This is a genomic window from Kribbella lupini (assembly GCF_039529595.1).
Taxonomy (GTDB): domain Bacteria; phylum Actinomycetota; class Actinomycetes; order Propionibacteriales; family Kribbellaceae; genus Kribbella; species Kribbella lupini.
This window is the reverse complement of sequence record NZ_BAAANC010000003.1, coordinates 1-17,814: the sequence shown is the minus strand read 5'-3', so window position 1 is coordinate 17,814 and position 17,814 is coordinate 1. Positions and strand designations below refer to the sequence as shown.

Genomic DNA, 17,814 nt, shown 5'->3' with positions numbered 1-17,814 from the left:
GGACACCTGGCAGGGTGTCCGGCGCTTCTTTTTTCGTTCAGTCCGCGACCTGCTGGCGGGTCGCGAGGTCCACCCGGTACGGCGGAGTGCCGGTCGGCGAGTGCACCATGATCTTCTGGCCCGGACGGAGGTCCGGGTCCGCCGTGTACCAGTCGTGCAGCTTCGTCGCGGCCGCCTCGTCACCGTTGTCGGCGGCAACCAGGAGCGCGGCCAGCTCGTCGGTCGGCGTGAGGTCCATCTCCAGGTCGTCGGCCATCGCGCCCCAGCCGTCCCACAGCAGCAGTTCGTCGCCGTTCAGGTGTGCGGCCTGGAGGAACACGTAGTCGCGGATGAACCAGCCGCCGCGGATCGGCAGCGACGGGTCGACGCCGTACAGGTCGGGGTCGATCTCGCCGGCGCGGAACGCCAGCCACACCTCGGCCGCGGACCGGAACGGGCCCGGCGGGATGTCGTGCACGTCGAAGCCCCAGTGCTCGGCGGGCTCGATCTGCGCCTCGACCCGGACCCAGCGTTCGCCGTTGTGGTACTCGGCGATCACGTGGTCGTGGTTCCACCCCGGCACGAAGTACGACGCGAAGCCGATCCGCGTGCGGGCCGGCACTCCCTGGTGCCGCAGCGCCGCGACGAGCAGCAGCGCGAAGTCGCGGCAGCAGCCGGCGACCCGGTCCTCGAGCTTGCGCGGCTCGGTCAGCGGGCAGCCGTTGCGCTGCTGGTCGACGGCGAGAATCGTCTCGACCCAGCGGTTGTTCACCTCTTCGAGCCGCTCGCCGGTGAACTCGATCCCGCCACCGCGGTAGTGGATGACGAGGCTGCGGATCACCGCGGTCAGGCCGGGGATGTCGGTCGGGAGCTCGTCCAGCAGTGCGGCGTACCGGCCGGGATCGCTGTACGGCGTGTGTCTCGTGTAGTCCATCTCAGTGCAGTCCTCTGATCGGTTGGGCGATGTCGACGGCCGGGTCGGAGTTGGCCAGGTGCTGGTGGTCGGCGTGGTAGATCTCGCGGACCGCCCCGGTGGTGGGGTGCCCGGAGTCGAGCACCCAGTCGTGGAGCAGGTCGTAGGCGAGCATGATGCGGGGGTAGACGCACTCCTCGCGGGTGATCGTGCAGTACGCCTCGGTGTGGGCCGGCTCGATCCGGATCCCGATCGGCCCGGCCGGGTCGACCGTCCCGGCGAACGGCACGCAGATCTCGACCGTCGCCTCGCTCTCCGGCGTGACCGCGCCGTGGAAGATCACCCAGGACTCGCCCGGCAGCGCGGCGCCGGCCGCGGTCAGGTGGGCGCGGATCTCCAGCATCGAGGCGACGATCACGCCCACCAGCGCCTGCTGGTCGACGTCCTCCCGGATCGAAGCGATCTTGGTCTCCGGTACGTCGCGCAGCAGCACCGGCCGCGGGCTCAGCCCGGGCGATCCCGGCCGGAGCAGCCGGTCGCGCAGGTACTCGACCGTCGCCTGCCGGGACTCGTTGGTGGCCTGCTGGGCGGCCCACCAGCGATCCAGCCGGATCAGCGCCTCCTCGTCGGTGCCCGCGAGTACCTCGGAGATCGTGGCCAGCGGCATCTCGACCTGCCGGAGCATGCTGATCCGCCGGGCGCGTTCGAGCTGCTCCTCGTCGTACTGGCGGTAGCCGGTGACGGGGTCGACCGTGGCGGGGGTGAGCAGGCCGGACACGTCGTACAGCCGCAGGGCCTTGTGGGAGAGTCCGGCCCGCCGTCCGAACTCGCTGATCGTCAGCATGGCTGTACTCAACACCTTGCCCCTGGGGCAGAGTAAATACCTGGCCAGATGCCCGCGGTCGGTCGATCATGGGGTGATGTCCGTCGAGCCGGTCTGGTCGGGACTCGTCGAGATCGCCTGCGACGAGTCCGGCTTCTCGGGGAGCAACCTGCTGGACCCGGACACCCGGGTGTTCACCCACGCGAGCCTGCAGCTCGGGCCGGCGGAGGCCCGCCGGGCGGTCGAGGAGCTCAGGGAAAGGTCGCGGTACGTCGCGGGCGAGTACAAGTCGGCCAGGCTGTTCAAGCAGCGCCCGGCGCTGACCTGGCTGCTCGGACCGGACGGCCCGCTGCTCGGCCGGGCCGCCGTACAGCTGACGGACAAGTACTTCCTGCTCGCCGGTCGCCTCACCGCGCTCTTCGCCGGCGGACTCGACTACCGCACGGGCACCAGCCTGGACGCCGACGAACCTGCTCGTCGTACGGCACTCGCCCTGCACCAGCACGACTACGGCGACAGCTGGTGGGCCCTGCTGCAGAGCTTCATCGACCTGCTCCGCTCCAAGAACCGGACCATGTACGACGAACGCATGGCCGACTTCCTGGCCGTCGCCTCAGGCTTCGACCCGGGCGAGGTGGACTTCACCGTCCGCCGCCCACCCCTGGATGCCTTACGGGACAGGCTTTTCGACGACCGCACCCTGCTGCCCCCGCTCGAGGTGCTGATCCCCGCACTGGTCGAGACCACCCTGCACTGGTACGCCGACGGCAACGCCGTCGCGATGGTCCACGACGAGCAGAGCGCCCTGACCGTCCACCGGATCGCCCAGGTCAACCTGCTGATGGACGACGCCCCGCTGGAGCTCCGGCAGACCGACTCACGTACCGACCCGCGCGTGCAACTGGCCGACCTCCTGGCCGGCTCAGCGCGGCAGATCGCCACGGCGGAGCTCAACGGCCACGGCGATCCCGCCCTGACCGCTCTGCTCGCTCCCTACCTCACCCCGCACCCCATCTGGGCGGACGACGCGAGCTGGGCTCGGCTAACCGCGCTGTAGGTGGACCGCCGGCAATGCGGCACGCAGGGCGTCGGCGTGCTGCCGGTACCCGAAGTTGTTGGGGTGGAAGTTGTCCGGAGCCAGCAGCCCACGCCAAGGCGGCCGGGCGTACCGGGAGACCTCCGCCACCGGCAGACCGCGTTCAGCAGCGGTCGAGCCGATCAGCTGGTTCACGCTGGTCACGTACGGGCTGATGGCCCCGCCGACGCGCCAGAAGCGGTCCGGCACGGTCAGGTCCATCACCACGGAGGAGGAGGGCAGCCGGCCGATCACCTGACGCAGGTGGTCCCGGAACCGCTTCGGCGGCGTACCGAGTACGTCGTTGGTGCCGATGCCGCAGGTGACCAGCGCGGGGTGCAGGCCGTCCATCAGCGGCAGCTGGTCCTGGAGCACGTGCTTGGTCTGGGCGCCGGAGCGGGAGAGGTTCAGCACTCGCCACGGCGTACCGGTGGACCGGAGTACTCGCAGGACCTGGCCGACGTACCCGTGCAGCGGTGAGGACGCGCCGAGGCCCTGGGCGGTCGAGTCGCCGAGCACCACCCACAGCGGTCCGTCGGCGGCGAGCGCCTGCTCGTTCTGCCGGGTCCAGAAGTCGGCGTACGTGCGCGCCTGGACGTCGACGTACGCCACTCCGTCGCACCAGCGGCGGAAGGCCATCCGCGAGCTGGAGCCCTCCGCCTCGCCCCAGCGGGTGACCGCGCGGTGCAGGGCGCCGATCGGCGTGGTTCGTTCGCGGGCCTCGCGACGCAACAAGAACACTGGTCCCCCCAAAGCATGAACAGCAGGTGACCAGTGAAAGTACTAGGCGAAGGTGAACAGCCTCAGAGTGCGCGCAGCAGCACCACGCACCGCGGCGCGAGCGGTACCCGTGCCCCGGCCTCGACCTCGGTGACGCCCGACCCCGACGTGTCCAGCACGACCTCGTACCCCGGCGCCCAGGACGCGTCCGGGACGACGACCTCCCGCGCGTCGGCGGTCGCGTTCAGCACCAGCAGGAACGAGTGGTCGGTCAGGATGTTGCCCTCGGCATCGGTTCCGCGCAGCGCGTCGCCGGCCAGGAACATGCCGATGGTGCGGAGGTTTCCGTCGTGCCAGTCGTTCTCGGTCATCTCACCGCCGTGCGGCGCGATCCACGACAGGTCCTTGCGGCCGCCCGGTACCACCGGCTGCCCGGAGAAGTAGTGCCACTGGCGCAGCGCGGGGTGCGCCGCCCGGAGCGCGAGCAGCTGCTTGGTCAGCCCGAGGTGGTCCGACCAGGTCGAGGGCAGCGTCCAGTCGAACCAGGAGATCTCGCTGTCCTGGCAATAGGCGTTGTTGTTCCCGTACTGGGTCCGGCCGCACTCGTCCCCGGCGGTGATCATCGGTACGCCGGTCGACAGCACCAGCGTCGCCATCAGGTTTGCCATCTGCCGCTTGCGCAGCGCGATCACGCCCGGGTCGTCGGTCTCGCCCTCGACGCCGCAGTTCCAGGACCGGTTGTCGTCGGTGCCGTCGCGGTTGTCCTCGCGGTTGGCCTCGTTGTGCTTGTGGTTGTACGAGACCAGGTCGCGCAGGGTGAAGCCGTCATGGGCGGTGACGAAGTTGATCGAGGCGTACGGGTAGCGCCCGTCGTCGCCGTACAGGTCGCTGGACCCGGACAGCCGGTACGCCAGGTCCTGCACGCCGTACGACGACGTGCGCCACACGTCGCGGACCGAGTCGCGGAACTTGCCGTTCCACTCCGACCACGGCGTCCCGAAGTTGCCGACCTGGTAGCCGAACGGGCCGACGTCCCAGGGCTCGGAGATCAGCTTGACCCGGCCGAGCACCGGGTCGGCGGCCACCTCGGCCAGGAACGGGTGGTCGACGGTGTCGACCTCGTGCCGCTCGTTGCGGATCAGCGTCACCGCCAGGTCGAAGCGGAACCCGTCGACGCCCATCTCCTCGACCCAGTAGCGCAGCGAGTCCATCACCAGCCGCCGGACCTGCGGGTGCGAGGTGTCGACCGAGTTGCCGGTGCCGGTCACGTCGTACGTGACGCCGCCGTGGGTGAGCCGGTAGTAGGCGCGGTTGTCGATCCCGCGGAAGCTCAGCGTCGGGCCGTCGAATCCGCCCTCGGCGGTGTGGTTGTAGACCACGTCGAGAATGACTTCGATGCCCGCGGCATGGAACGCGGCGACCATCGCCTTGAACTCGGCCACCTGCTCACCGGCCGAGCCCGCCGACGAGAACGGTCCGTGCGGGGCGAAGTAGTTCAGCGTGTTGTAGCCCCAGTAGTTCGGCAGGCCGCGGGCGGCGATCGCCGGCTCGGTGAGGAAGTGGTGGATCGGCAGCAGCTCGACCGAGGTGATGCCGAGCTCGGTCAGATAGTTGATCACGGACGGGTGCGCCAGACCGGCGTACGTTCCCCGCTGGTGCTCCGGTACGTCGGGGTGCAGCTTGGTGAAGCCCTTGGTGTGCAGCTCGTAGATCACCGTCTCGCTCCACGGGACCGGGCGGCTGATCGGCGGCGGCGGCTCGCCGTCCGCGACCACCACGCCGACCGGGACGTGCCCGGCCGAGTCGCCGTCGGAGGAGTCGTAGATCAGCGGGCTGGCGAAGTCGAGCGTGCCGTCGACGGCCCGGGCGTACGGGTCGAGCAGGAGCTTGGCCGGGTGGAAGCGCAGGCCGTGCGACGGGTCGAACGGGCCGTGCACCCGGTAGCCGTAGCGCTGGCCGTGCCCGATGCCGGCGACGAAGCCGGTCCAGTACTCGCCGGTGTGCGCCAGGTCCAGGTTGCGCTGGGCACCGTCCGGGCCGAGCAGCGCGAGCTCCACCCGCTCGGCGGCGGGGGCCCAGAGCGTGAAGGTGGTGCCGTCGGCATGCACCTGCGCGCCGAGCCGGACGTCCGGGTCGGGGGCAGGGCCGAGCTCGTTCGGGGCGGCGGTGGCTTCGGTCACCGGCACATTCTGCCCATGACGTGTCAAACACGTGCACAACGGGCAAGAGTTGTCCCTAGCGATGTTGATAGTGTTCATGAAAGGCTGTTTTGAACAGACGCGCGCAGTAACCGTAAGTTGTTGCCACTCGTGCCCGGAGCCGAGGAGAAAAACTATGCGAATCACAGCCCTGCTGGCCGGCGTCGCGCTGGCCGCCACCGCCCTCACAGCCTGTGGCGGGAACTCCGGCAACGACGCCGGTGACGCCAAGGTCCCCGACGACCCCGCCCAGGTGAAGGGCGACCTCACCTACGCGATCTGGGACGTCAACCAGCAGCCCGCGATGCAGGAGCTGGTCAAGGCGTTCAACGCGAAGTACCCGAACGTGAAGGTGTCGATCTCGCTGGCCACCTTCGACCAGTACTTCACCAAGCTGAAGACCCAGGGCTCCTCGGACAACCTGCCCGACGTGTTCTGGATGAACGGCCCGAACCTGCAGCTGTTCGCGGCCAACAAGCAGCTGGCGCCGCTGGACGGCCTGCTCGAGGACAAGCAGGTCGACCCGGCCAACTACCCCCAGGCGCTCAACGACCTCTACTCCTGGGACGGCAAGCAGTACGGCGTCCCGAAGGACTTCGACACGATCGCGTTCTGGTACAACAAGAAGCTCTTCGCCGAGGCCAAGGTGGCCGAGCCGACCGCCGACTGGACCTGGGACGACTACAAGGCCGCCGCCGCGAAGCTCAAGGCCGCGCTCGGCCCGAAGGGCATCTGGGCCAGCGGTGACGAACTGGGCAACCAGGGCAACTACTACCCGGCGATCATGAGCAACGGCGGGTACGTGATCAAGGACGGCAAGTCCGGGTACGGCGACCCGAAGTCGATCGAGGGCCTGCAGTTCTGGTCGGACATGGTCAAGGCCGGCTACACCCCGACCGCCGCGCAGAACGCCGAGACGCCCGGCCGGGAACGCTTCTTCAGCGGCAAGGCCGCGATGATGTGGAACGGCAACTGGCTGGTCTCGATGGCGCTGAAGTCGCCGGTGAAGAACGACCTGGCCATCCTGCCGTTGCCGAAGGCCCCGAACGGTGAGCGCAAGACGCCGATCCACGGCCTGGCCAACGTGATGAGCGCCAAGTCGAAGAACCCGCAGGCCGCGGCCGCGTTCCTGGCCTTCCTGGGCGGCAAGGACGCCGCGCTGATCCAGGCCAAGGCCGGCGCCGCCAACCCGGCGTTCAACGGCACCCAGGGCGACTTCGTGAGCTCCGCGCCGTACGCGCTGAAGACGTTCATCGACGCCGCCTCGCAGTACAGCGAGCCGTACCCGGTGAGCAAGGACACCTCGGTGTGGAACAAGCTGGAGACCGACGAGGTCGCGCCCGCGTTCGGCGGTGACAAGCCGATGTCCGAGGTCGGACCGGCGGTCGCGGCCAAGATGGACGAGGCGCTGGGCAAGGAGAAGTGAAGGCACGGCGGGCCGACGGCGGGTGGCCCTGGCTGTTCGTCCTGCCGACCTTTCTCGGGGTCGGGGTCTTCTACCTGTGGCCGCTGGTGAAGACCCTGTACGACAGCTTCACCGAGACGGGACCGTTCGGCGGCAGCACCTGGGTCGGCGCCGAGAACTACAGCACGCTCGTCGCCGACGGCGAGGTCTACCGGGCGATCGTCAACACGGTCGTCTACACGGCGATCGTGCTGCTCGGCATCCCGCTGGCGGTGCTGTTCGCCAGCCTGCTCAACCGGCCCGGGCTGCGCGGCGCGATGGTCTACCGGACGCTGTTCTTCCTCCCGTACGTCGCCCTGCCGACCGCGATCTCCCTGGTCTGGCGGATCATCTACAACGGCGAGTACGGCGTACTGAACCAGGCGCTGAAGGTGATCGGTATCGACGGCCCCTCGTGGATCACCCAGCCGTGGTTCGCGCTGGTCGCGGTCGCGCTGCTCGGCCTGTGGATGTCGATCGGCTTCAACATGATCGTGCTGTCGGCCGGGCTGAAGGGCATCCCGGGCGAGCTGTACGAGGCGGCGTCGCTGGACGGCGCCTCCCGGGTGCAGCAGTTCCGCGCGATCACCGTGCCGCTGCTGACGCCGTCGATCTTCTTCCTGTCCGTCGTCACCACGATCGCCGGGTTCCAGCTGTTCGACCAGCTGTTCGCGCTGCTCGGGCCGACCAACCCGGTGATGCCGAAGACGCAGTCGCTGGTCTTCCTGTTCTACGACGCCGCCTTCGTCGGCAACGACCGCGGGTACGCCGCGGCGATCGCCGTGCTGATCCTGGCCGTGGTCGGGCTGCTGACGGCGTTCCAGTTCCGCTTCCAGCGCAGGTGGGTGAGCTATGACTAGCCGCAACTCACAGAGACTGGGCAGCAACCGGGTCGCGCACGTGGTGCTGATCCTCGGCAGCCTGGTGATGATGTTCCCGTTCCTGTGGCAGCTGAAGATGGCGTTCTCCAGCCAGGCCGAGATCCAGTCGGTGCCGCCGGACGTGCTCCCGGCCAAGCTGCAGTGGAGCAACTTCTCCGAGGTGTTCCAGCGGCTGCCGTTCCTGGACCAGTTCTGGGTGTCGGTGGCGGTCACCGCCGGCCGGACGATCGGTCAGCTGGTGCTCTGCTCGATGGCCGGGTACGCCTTCGCCCGGATGTCGTTCCGGTTCAAGGGGCTGATGCTGGCGCTGATCCTGTCGATCCTGATGGTGCCCAGCCAGGTGTACCTGATCCCGCAGTACCAGATCATCCAGTCGCTGGGCTGGCTCGACTCGGTCCAGGGAATCATTGCCCCCGGCATCTTCAGCGCGTTCGGCACGTTCCTGATGATGCAGTTCTTCCGGACCATCCCGGCCGAGCTCGAGGAGGCGGCCCGTCTCGACGGCTGCAACCCGTGGCAGACGTTCTGGAAGGTCGTCCTGCCGGTGGCCCGGCCCGGGCTGATCTCGCTGGCGATCATCACCGTGCTCGCCTCCTGGGCGGACCTGCTCTGGCCGCTGGTGATCGCGACCAGCCCCGAGAAGATGCCGCTGTCGGTCGGCCTGGCCACGCTGGCCGGCTACCAGGGCACCATCTCGCCCGGCGTGCTGATGGCGGCCGCGCTGATGGCGATGGCGCCCGTCCTGATCCTCTTCGTCGTACTGCAGCGTCGCGTCGTCGAAGGTATTGCTTTCTCTGGTCTCAAGTAAGGAATCTTCATGACAGACCTCAAAGGCCTGACGGTCGGGCTGGTGGGCGCGGGCAACATCGCGCACGTCCACGTCGCGGCCTGGAAGGCGCTCGGCGCGCGTGTCCTGGTCCATTCCGTCGACGGCGCCGCCGAGCTGGCGGCGCAGTACGGGCTGGAGGTCGCGGGGTCGCTCGACGAGCTGCTGGCCGCGGTCGAGTTCGTCGACATCGTCACGCCGTCGGCGACCCATCACGACGTCACGCTGGCCGCGATCAAGGCCGGGCGCGACGTCATCTGCGAGAAGCCGCTGACGTTGACCGCCGCGGCGTCGCACGAGTTGTCGACGGCCGCGGCCGCCGCCGGGGTGAAGCTGTACCCGGCGCACGTGGTCCGCTTCTTCCCGGCGTACCAGGCGGCCTACGACGCGGTGCGCGCCGGCCGGATCGGTCAGGTCGCGGTGGCCCGCTTCTCCCGGCAGGCCAGCTCACCGGCCGGCAAGGGCTGGTACCGCGACGTCGCCCGCTCCGGCGGCGTGATCATGGACCTGATGGTGCACGACCTCGACCAGGCCCGCTGGCTGTGCGGCGAGGTCGAGAGCGTGTACGCCGTACAGAGCCCGCCGTCGGTGGACGGCATCTCGCCGGTCAACGTCGCGGCTCACGTGACGCTGACCCACGCCGGCGGCGCGATCAGTCATCTGCGCGCCACCTGGGGAGCGCCCGGCACGCCGTTCAAGACCACCTTCTCGATCGCCGGCGCGAGCGGGCAGCTGCACTTCTCGTCGGCCGAGGACACCGGGTACGCCGAGGAACTGCAGGACGGCGGCTCGGCCGGAGACCTGCTGATCCCCGCGAACACGCTCGGCGAGAGCCCGTACCTGACCCAGCTGCGGGAGTTCGCGGTCGCCCTGCGCGGTGGCGCCGAGCCGCGGGTCAACGCGGCCGACGGCGCGGCGGCGGTCTACCTGGCCGAAGCAGCCCGGGCCTCGATGGAGACCGGGCGCACGATCGACATGTTGAGCTTCGACCCGGCAGGAGCGGCCCGATGAGCCTCAAGGTTGCGATCGCCTCGTTCGCGCACACGCACGCCTCCTCGTACTGCTCGTTGCTGTCCGGGCTTCCGGGCGTCGAGGTCCTGTCCTCGGACCCTGACGGCGCGGGCGCTCCCGACGCAGGCCCGCGCGGAGCCGCCTTCGCCGCTGACCACGGCATCGCGTACGTCGACTCGTACGACGAGCTGTTCGCCTGGGGCCCGGACGCGGTCGTGGTGACCAGCGAGAACGCGCTCCACCGGCCGCTGGTCGAGCGGGCCGCTGCCGTCGGCGCGCACGTGCTCTGCGAGAAGCCGCTGGCCACCGAGGTCGCCGACGGCGAGGCCATGCTGGCCGCGTGCGCGGCGGCCGGGACGATCCTGATGGTTGCCTACCCGGTGCGCTTCGCGCCGTCGTACGGGCGGTTGAAGGCGTCGGTGGAGGCCGGCCGGCTCGGCGACGTGTTCGCGGTGCTGGGGACCAACAACGGCAAGATCCCGTACGACGCCCGGCAGTGGTTCACCGACGCGAAGCTGGCCGGTGGGGGAGCGCTGGTCGACCACACCGTCCACTGCGCCGACCTGATCGACGGCCTGACCGGTGGGGTCGAGGCGGCGCGAGTCCACGCCGCCGCCAACCACGTGCTGCACCAGGACAAGGACGTGGCCGTCGAGACCGGCGGTCTGGTCACCATCACCTACGCCAACGGGCTGCTGGCCACCATCGACTGCTCCTGGAGCGTGCCGGACAACGGCCCGACCTGGGGTGGTGTGACGCTGCAGGTGACCGGCACCAACGGCTCGGTGGAGATCGCGCCGTTCCAGGAGCACGTCGGCGGCACCGACGCGTCCGGCGAGGTGTACCTGGGCATCGGCGGCAACCTGGACGCCACGATGCTCGGGGAGTTCCTCTCCGCGGTCAGGGCCTCCGGTCCGGCCGTCCCGGGGCAGCAGCCGGCCGTCGTACCGCAGCCGGACGGCGCCGTCGGCCTCCGCACCCTCCGAATCGTCGACGCGGCCCGCCGCTCGGTCGCGGCAGGCCAGCCCGTCGACCTCTGACCACCTCGGGGCGGAGGTGGACGCGGGGTGGGAGCACTGCTCCCACCCCGCTCAACTGCGGCCTCCTGCGGTGATACCAGCGGCCGTCCGGTACGGTGCCGTGGATGTGACCCGCGGGTAGTACCACGACTGGAGGAGCGAGGCGATGGGCGAGTTCGTCAACCTGACGGTGGCCGACGGGGTCGGCACGATCCGGCTGGACCGGCCGAAGATGAACGCGCTGAACGTCCAGGTCCAGGACGAGATCCGGGCCGCGGCTCTCGAGGCGACGGCCTCGGACGAGGTGCGTGCGGTCGTGGTCTACGGCGGCGAGAAGGTCTTCGCGGCCGGCGCGGACATCAAGGAGATGGCCGACATGTCGTACGCCGACATGGTCCGTCGCTCCGGCCCGCTGCAGGCCTCGCTGTCCGCCGTGGCGGAGATCCCGAAGCCGACAGTGGCGGCGATCACCGGGTACGCGCTCGGTGGCGGCTGCGAGCTCGCGCTGTGCGCCGACTACCGGATCGCGGCCGACGACGCCAAGCTCGGCCAGCCCGAGATCCTCCTCGGCATCATCCCGGGCGCCGGCGGCACCCAGCGGCTGTCGCGGCTGATCGGCCCGTCGAAGGCCAAGGACCTGATCTACACCGGCCGCTTCGTCTCCGCCGAGGAGTCGCTGCGGATCGGGCTCGTGGACCAGGTCGTCCCTGCTGCCGAGGTCTACACGGCCGCCGTGGCCTGGGCCTCGCAGTTCTCGGCTGGGGCTGCTCTGGCCCTGCGCGCCGCCAAGGAGTCGATCGACGCCGGGCTCGGCGTCGACCTGCACACCGGGCTGGAGATCGAGCGGCAGCAGTTCGCCGGGCTGTTCGCCACCGAGGACCGCACGATCGGGATGAAGTCCTTCGTCGAGAACGGCCCTGGTAAGGCCGAGTTCAAGGGAATGTGAATGACCACGTCTGCTGAGAAGCCTGCTGCCACGGCCGAAGAGGTCGAGGCGGCCTGGAACGACAACAAGCTGGCCCAGGTGCTCTACCACGACTGGGAAGCCTCGACGTACGACGAGAAGTGGTCGATCTCGTACGACGAGCGCTGCGTCACCTACGCCCGCGACCGCTTCACCGCGATCGCCGGCGACCAGGGCTGGCCGTACGGCAAGTCGCTGGAGATCGGCGCCGGCACCGGCTTCTTCACGCTCAACCTCAAGCTGGCCGGCGTCCTGGCCGAGGCGCACGTGACCGACCTGTCGCCGGGCATGGTCGAGGCGGCGAAGAAGAACGCCGAGACGCTCGGCTTCGCCGTCGAGGGCAAGGTCGCCGACGCCGAGAAGCTGCCGTACGACGACAACACCTTCGACCTGGTGATCGGGCACGCGGTGATCCACCACATCCCCGACGTCGAGCTGGCGTTCCGCGAGATGCTGCGCGTGCTCAAGCCCGGTGGCCGCTTCGTCATCTGCGGCGAGCCGACCCGGTACGGCGACTTCGTGGCGCGCCGGCTGTCGCGGTTCACCTGGTGGGCGACCACGAACCTGACCAAGCTCCCGGCGCTGACCGACTGGCGCCGGCCGCAGGCGGAGCTGGACGAGTCGTCCCGCGCGGCGGCGCTGGAGGCCGTGGTCGACCTGCACACGTTCGACCCGGACACGCTGGCCCGGACGGCCTCGCGCGCGGGTGCGGTCGAGGTGAAGACCGTGACCGAGGAGCTGCTGGCGGCGTGGGTCGGCTGGCCGATCCGGACGTTCGAGGCCGCCGTACCGGAGCAGAAGCTCGGCTTCGGGTGGCGGATGTTCGCGTACAAGTCGTGGCTGCAGCTGTCGAAGGTGGACAAGGTACTCGCGCAGGTCGTTCCCGACGAGCTCTACTACAACGTGTCCGTCACCGGGGTCGCGGAGTAGATACTGGCCTGATGCGGTTGCTGTCGTTCGAGAACCTGCGCTGGGTGGTCCGCCACCGGGCGTGGACGCCGTACTACCTGAAGCGCTACTGGCGGTTCGCGTGGTTCAAGCTGCGCCATCCCCAGGTGATCACCGAGGGATTCGTCTTCCTCGGCAAGAAGCTGGAGATCGTCGCCCGCCCCGGGCACGGCCGGATCGTGCTCGGCAAGTGGGTGCACCTGGGCGACGAGACCCGGCTGCGCGCGCACGAGGGCACGCTGCGGATCGGCGACAAGGTGGTCTTCGCCCGCGACGTCACGGTGAACTGCTACCTCGACGTCGAGATCGGCGCGTCCACGCTGGTGGCCGACTGGACCTACATCTGCGACTTCGACCACAAGACCGACGACCTCGGCCTGCCGATCAAGGACCAGGGCCTGGTGAAGTCGCCGGTCCGGATCGGCCCGGACTGCTGGCTGGCCACGAAGGTGACCGTCACCCGCGGCACCGACATCGGCCGCGGCGCGGTGATCGGCGCCAACAGTGTTGCCCGCGGCAACATCCCGGAGTACGCCGTGGCGGTCGGCATCCCGGCGGTCGTCGTCCGGGACCGAGTCACCCGGTACGCCGACGGCGCGGAACGGCGCGAGTACCTGGCCGGTCTGGCCCGGGAGAACGAGGAGACCGCGGCCCGGCTGCGCGCCGGCCTGGGGCCGACTGGTGGGGCAGAAGTGACCAGTGTTGCGGAGATCCGGCCACCGCGCGGCGCGGCGGGTGGTGTGGACACCACCCCGGCGGGTAACCGTACTTCTACGAGTGGTGACGCGCTGTCGGGCGCCGAGGGGTTCTCAAGTTACTCACCAGTCGGGCAGTATGTCCCGGAAGTCGTCGGAGAGGAGTCCCCGCGTGGTTGACCAGACAGGCGCCGCACGCCTGTCCGCCCTGGGCTCCGCCGTACCGGCCGTCGAGGACGCCGCCGGCGGCGGGACGTCGCTCGACCAGGCGGCGGCCGACGGCTCGATCACGCAGGCCCGGTACCGGGCGGTCGACCCGGTACCGATCGTGACGGAAGGTCCCGGCGTCGCTACGTTGGACAGTGGGGACAAGCGCCCACTGGGCGTCCGGCGACGGTTGTCGCCGCGCCCGGTCCCGGGCAACCGGCGTAAGAAGACGCCGGCGCAGGTGGCGGACGAGGAACCGACCCCGGCTGAGGAGATGGACGACGTGAGTACACAGGACGACAAGGCGGCCGAGGCCACCGAGTCCGACCAGGCCACCAAGCCGGCCGACGACGCCGGCAAGGCGCCGGACTCGAGTCGGGCTGTGACGGCCACGAAGACCAAACCGCAGACCGCCGCCGAGATCGTCGCGGCGCAGAAGGCCCGCGATGCGGCCGCTGCCGCCGAGGCGAAGGCGCCGGCCGACGACACGGCGGCAACCACGTCGCTGCCCAAGCCGGCCACGACGGGTGCCTCGGGCAACAAACCGGGGGAGAACCCGCTGGCCGCGGCCCGGGCGGCGCGAGAGAAGCCTTCCTCGTCACCGGGCAAGGGCCGGGCGGCGATGTCGACGGTCGGCTCCGGCGTGAAGCGGGTCCGGAACCTGATCGCCTCGCTGGTGTGGTTGCTCGCCGTACTGGCGGCCGCCGTACTGGCGCTGGGGGCGTTGTTCACGGCGCTCGACCAGGCCAACCAGAGCAACGAGATCGTCCGCTGGGTGCTGGAGCGCGGGCACGATCTGGTCGGTCCGTTCAAGGACCTGTTCCGGCTGGAGACCGCGAAGAACACCCTGCTGGTGAACTGGGGGATCGCGGCGCTGGTCTACCTGATCGTCGGCAAGGTCATCGAGCGGTTCGTCCGGCCCTGAGCCTCGGTCACTCGGCGGTGGTGGCCGGTCTCCGCGCGACGACCACCAGATCCAAGCACCCGTCGAGTCCGTCGCTCCGCAGCTCGAAGTCCTCCTGACGCGTCCCGGTCACCAGCGTCACCAGGTCCTCGGCCCACTTCGGGTGCTCGACCTCCAGCTGCCGCTCCACGCAGTCCCCGTGCCGCGCCTCCCACTCCCGCAGCCGCGGGCCGTGGTGCAGTCCGAGCACCTGCGTGACCTCGAGCTCGGCCTCCACGAGCTCGACCAGCTCGCCGGCCGTCAGCTCCCGCGTGTGGTACCAGTTCCCCGGCGGGAAGGTCAGCCGGTTCGGTGTCGTGAGGATCAGCGTTCCCTGCGGCGCCAGGATCCGCGCGCACTCGGCGACGAACCGTGGCTGCTCCCAGAGGTGCTCGACGGTCTGCAGGCTGGTGACCAGGTCGAAGGCGCCGTCGGCGAACCCCGTCTGGACGAGATTGCCCTGGACCAGATTGACCTGTGGATAAGCCTTGGCCGCGTGCCTGAGCGTCGTACCTTCGTAGTCGAGGCCGAACACCTGCTCCGCGCCGCCGGTGCGCAGCAGCTCCGCGCCGTACCCCTCGCCGCAGCCGGCGTCGAGGACACGGCCGTCCGGCCGCACGCTGTCCACGATCCAGCGGTAGGCAGCCTCGTGGCGCGCGAACCAGTAGTTCTCGTGCCAGATCCCCGGGGCGGTCCGCTCGCCGGTAAGAGGTAACGTCTCGGTCACCCGGTCAGCGTAACTGTGATGGGACTCGCACCATGCATATGTTTCTCGTGAGTAACATCCGTGGCAGGCTGGGAGAGACCGTTAACCAGAAGGGGTCCCACACGCTATGAAGATCGTCGTCTGCGCGAAGTTCGTGCCGGATGCCACGGCGGACCGCCGCTTCCGCTCCGAGGACAACACGGTGGACCGCGCCGGTGTCGACGGGCTGCTGTCCGAACTGGACGAGTACGCCGTCGAGACCGCGCTCACCGTCAAGGAGAACGGCGACGCCGAGGTGACCGTGCTCACCGTCGGTCCCGAGCAGGCCGCCGACGCCGTCAAGAAGGGCCTGCAGATGGGCGCCGACGCCGGCGTTCACGTGATCGACGACGCGATCCACGGCTCGGACGCCGTGGCGACCTCGCTGATCCTGGCCAAGGCGCTGGGCAAGCTCGAGGCCGACCTGGTCGTGTTCGGGATGGGCTCCACCGACGGTGGCATGGGGGTCGTCCCCGCGATGGTGGCCGAGCGCCTCGGCCTGCCGGCCGTCACGCTGGGTTCGGAGGTGACCGTCGACGGCACCACGGTGAAGATCCGTCGCGACGGTGACACCGCCAGCGACACCGTCGAGGGCACGCTGCCGCTCGTCCTGAGCGTGAGCGACCAGGCCAACGAGCCGCGGTACCCGTCGTTCAAGGGGATCATGGCCGCGAAGAAGAAGCCGGTCGAGACCTGGTCGCTGGCCGACCTGGAGCTGTCCGGCGAGCAGGTGGGCCAGGCCGGGGCCTGGACCGAGGTCACCGAGGTGACCGCTCGTCCGGCACGCACCGCCGGCACGATCGTCGCCGACGAGGACGGCAGCGGCGCTGCCCAGCTCGTCGAGTTCCTGTCCACCAACAAGTTCCTCTGAGGAGCGACCCGAATATGTCGAACGTTCTCGTTCTCGTCGACCACACCGGCGGCACGGTCCGCAAGACCACCGCGGAGCTCCTCACCATCGCCCGTCGCCTCGGCGAGCCGGTCGCGGTCTACATCGGCGAGGGAGTCCAGGACGCACTCCCGGCCCTGGGCCAGTACGGCGCCACCAAGGTGATCGCGCTGACCAACCCGGAGCTGACGCAGTACCTGGTGGCCCCGAAGGCCGAGGCGCTGCAGCAGGTCGCGGCCAAGCTCGAGCCGGCCGCGATCCTGATCTCGTCCAACGCCGAGGGCAAGGAGATCGCCGCCCGGTTGGCGGTCAAGCTGGAGTCCGGTCTGATCACCGACGCCGTCGACGTGCAGGCGGGCCCGGTGACCACGCAGTCGGTGTTCGCGGGCAACTACACGGTCCAGGCGAAGGTGACCCACGGGACGCCGATCATCACGGTGAAGCCGAACGCGGCCACTCCTGAGGCGGCCGAGACGTCGCCGGAGGTGGAGGAGTTCGACGTGACGATCTCCGACGCCGCGAAGACCGCTCGCATCACCGACTCCAAGCCCCGGGAGGCCACTGGCCGGCCCGAGCTGACGGAAGCCGCGATCATCGTCTCGGGTGGCCGGGGGACCGGTGGTGACTTCGGTCCGGTGGAGGCCTTCGCGGACTCCCTGGGCGCAGCTGTAGGCGCTTCCAGGGCCGCTGTGGACTCCGGGTGGTACCCGCACGCCTACCAGGTGGGCCAGACGGGCAAGACCGTGTCTCCGCAGCTGTACGTGGCCGCGGGCATCTCCGGGGCGATCCAGCACCGCGCCGGCATGCAGACCTCGAAGACGATCGTCGCCATCAACAAGGACGAGGAAGCTCCGATCTTCGAGCTGGTCGACTTCGGGGTGGTGGGGGACCTCCACAAGGTCCTGCCGACGGCCACCGAAGAGGTCACCAAGCGCAAGTCCTGAGCTCGTCGGGGCCCGTCGGTACCCAGTGCCGGCGGGCCCCAACCCTCGATTTGCATCTTCACCCCGAATGTCAGTAATGTTCTTCTTGTTGGAGCGAGTGCGGGACGCGAAAGCGGCCGGTCGCCTCAACACAATCCCTGAAGGTTCCTGGAGCCGAGACGCGCCTCGTGCGGGTTTGGGCTGCTGAGTCACGCAGGGAACTGGATCGAAAAGGGCCGATTTGACCGGGCCTGGACGAAACAGTAAGGTTTGTCGAGTTGCCCCGGAGTCCTGGCTGAGAGGTCATGGACGCGGTGTGCGCCCGATTCTTGAGAACTCAACAGCGTGCCGAAAGTCAATGCCGAAATTTAGCATTAACCCCCATTCACGGGTCATCTTTTTGATTTCGTGATTGGATTCCTTTGTAATTTTTCTGGATTCAAGTCAGTTTGATTTGTTTCTGATTGCATTGGATCGTTTTCTGTTTTGTCTGTTCTCCATGGCCCTTTGGGTTGTGGTGGATATATAGATTTCAACGGAGAGTTTGATCCTGGCTCAGGACGAACGCTGGCGGCGTGCTTAACACATGCAAGTCGAGCGGTAAGGCCCTT

At 69.2% G+C, this 17,814-nt stretch carries 17 protein-coding genes and 1 rRNA gene; 13 read left to right on the top strand and 5 right to left on the bottom strand.

All coding sequences use genetic code 11. The features are described 5' to 3' along the window. Nucleotides 1-37: 37 nt before the first annotated feature. Nucleotides 38-913 carry a transglutaminase domain-containing protein gene (locus tag ABD235_RS26280; protein ID WP_344178818.1) on the bottom strand — a complete coding sequence of 292 codons (876 nt, stop codon included), beginning with the start codon at nucleotides 911-913 and terminating at the stop codon, nucleotides 38-40. Nucleotide 914: 1 nt separating this feature from the next. After that, nucleotides 915-1,736, bottom strand: a complete 822-nt coding sequence (locus ABD235_RS26275; RefSeq protein WP_344178815.1) for a MerR family transcriptional regulator — start codon at nucleotides 1,734-1,736, stop codon at nucleotides 915-917. A 76-nt stretch (nucleotides 1,737-1,812) separates the two neighbouring features. Here ABD235_RS26275 and ABD235_RS26270 point away from each other — a divergent pair, with 76 nt between their 5' ends. Then, on the top strand, nucleotides 1,813-2,772 hold the full coding sequence (locus ABD235_RS26270; RefSeq protein ID WP_344178812.1) for a hypothetical protein: 960 nt from the start codon (nucleotides 1,813-1,815) through the stop codon (nucleotides 2,770-2,772). Here the strand turns inward: ABD235_RS26270 and ABD235_RS26265 are convergent. Continuing rightward, a complete protein-coding gene (locus tag ABD235_RS26265) occupies nucleotides 2,758-3,531 on the bottom strand; it encodes an SGNH/GDSL hydrolase family protein (protein ID WP_344178810.1) in 774 nt (257 codons plus the stop codon). The genes ABD235_RS26270 and ABD235_RS26265 overlap by 15 nt on opposite strands. A gap of 62 nt (nucleotides 3,532-3,593) precedes the next feature. Next, nucleotides 3,594-5,690 (bottom strand): glycogen debranching protein GlgX, encoded by a 2,097-nt coding sequence (gene glgX / locus ABD235_RS26260; RefSeq protein WP_344178808.1) that lies wholly within the window; start codon nucleotides 5,688-5,690, stop codon nucleotides 3,594-3,596. Nucleotides 5,691-5,844: 154 nt separating this feature from the next. Between glgX and ABD235_RS26255 the strand changes: the two genes are divergently transcribed. The 9 genes from ABD235_RS26255 (at nucleotide 5,845) to ABD235_RS26215 (ending at nucleotide 14,628) form a co-directional block, all read left to right on the top strand. Then, nucleotides 5,845-7,134, top strand: a complete 1,290-nt coding sequence (locus ABD235_RS26255; RefSeq protein WP_344178806.1) for an ABC transporter substrate-binding protein — start codon at nucleotides 5,845-5,847, stop codon at nucleotides 7,132-7,134. Beyond that, entirely contained in the window at nucleotides 7,131-8,012 is an 882-nt protein-coding gene (locus tag ABD235_RS26250) for a carbohydrate ABC transporter permease (RefSeq protein WP_344178804.1), read from the top strand. The genes ABD235_RS26255 and ABD235_RS26250 overlap by 4 nt, the downstream gene beginning before the upstream one ends. Beyond that, nucleotides 8,005-8,841, top strand: a complete 837-nt coding sequence (locus ABD235_RS26245; protein ID WP_344178801.1) for a carbohydrate ABC transporter permease — start codon at nucleotides 8,005-8,007, stop codon at nucleotides 8,839-8,841. The genes ABD235_RS26250 and ABD235_RS26245 overlap by 8 nt, the downstream gene beginning before the upstream one ends. A 9-nt stretch (nucleotides 8,842-8,850) precedes the next feature. After that, nucleotides 8,851-9,870, top strand: coding sequence for a Gfo/Idh/MocA family protein (locus tag ABD235_RS26240; RefSeq protein ID WP_344178799.1), 1,020 nt, complete (start codon nucleotides 8,851-8,853; stop codon nucleotides 9,868-9,870). Next, nucleotides 9,867-10,910: a Gfo/Idh/MocA family protein gene (locus ABD235_RS26235; RefSeq protein WP_344178797.1), complete on the top strand. Its 1,044-nt coding sequence runs from the start codon at nucleotides 9,867-9,869 to the stop codon at nucleotides 10,908-10,910. Before ABD235_RS26240 ends, ABD235_RS26235 begins: the two co-directional genes overlap by 4 nt. A gap of 145 nt (nucleotides 10,911-11,055) precedes the next feature. Beyond that, entirely contained in the window at nucleotides 11,056-11,835 is a 780-nt protein-coding gene (locus tag ABD235_RS26230; RefSeq protein ID WP_344178795.1) for an enoyl-CoA hydratase/isomerase family protein, read from the top strand. Then, on the top strand, nucleotides 11,836-12,783 hold the full coding sequence (locus ABD235_RS26225) for a class I SAM-dependent methyltransferase (protein ID WP_344178793.1): 948 nt from the start codon (nucleotides 11,836-11,838) through the stop codon (nucleotides 12,781-12,783). A gap of 11 nt (nucleotides 12,784-12,794) precedes the next feature. After that, nucleotides 12,795-13,676: an acyltransferase gene (locus ABD235_RS26220; protein WP_344178791.1), complete on the top strand. Its 882-nt coding sequence runs from the start codon at nucleotides 12,795-12,797 to the stop codon at nucleotides 13,674-13,676. Continuing rightward, entirely contained in the window at nucleotides 13,669-14,628 is a 960-nt protein-coding gene (locus tag ABD235_RS26215) for a hypothetical protein (protein WP_344178789.1), read from the top strand. Before ABD235_RS26220 ends, ABD235_RS26215 begins: the two co-directional genes overlap by 8 nt. A 7-nt stretch (nucleotides 14,629-14,635) precedes the next feature. Here the strand turns inward: ABD235_RS26215 and ABD235_RS26210 are convergent, their stop codons facing one another. Then, the gene (locus ABD235_RS26210) at nucleotides 14,636-15,373 is read right to left on the bottom strand and encodes a class I SAM-dependent methyltransferase (RefSeq protein ID WP_344178786.1); all 738 of its coding nucleotides are present in this window, start codon (nucleotides 15,371-15,373) and stop codon (nucleotides 14,636-14,638) included. A gap of 106 nt (nucleotides 15,374-15,479) precedes the next feature. On the opposite strand from ABD235_RS26210, the gene ABD235_RS26205 reads away from it, so the two are divergent. The 3 genes from ABD235_RS26205 to ABD235_RS26195 form a co-directional block, all read left to right on the top strand. Beyond that, on the top strand, nucleotides 15,480-16,262 hold the full coding sequence (locus ABD235_RS26205) for an electron transfer flavoprotein subunit beta/FixA family protein (RefSeq protein ID WP_344178784.1): 783 nt from the start codon (nucleotides 15,480-15,482) through the stop codon (nucleotides 16,260-16,262). Nucleotides 16,263-16,276: 14 nt separating this feature from the next. After that, nucleotides 16,277-17,224, top strand: coding sequence for an electron transfer flavoprotein subunit alpha/FixB family protein (locus ABD235_RS26200; RefSeq protein WP_344178782.1), 948 nt, complete (start codon nucleotides 16,277-16,279; stop codon nucleotides 17,222-17,224). A 511-nt stretch (nucleotides 17,225-17,735) separates the two neighbouring features. After that, nucleotides 17,736-17,814 (top strand): 16S ribosomal RNA (locus ABD235_RS26195); the annotation flags it as partial.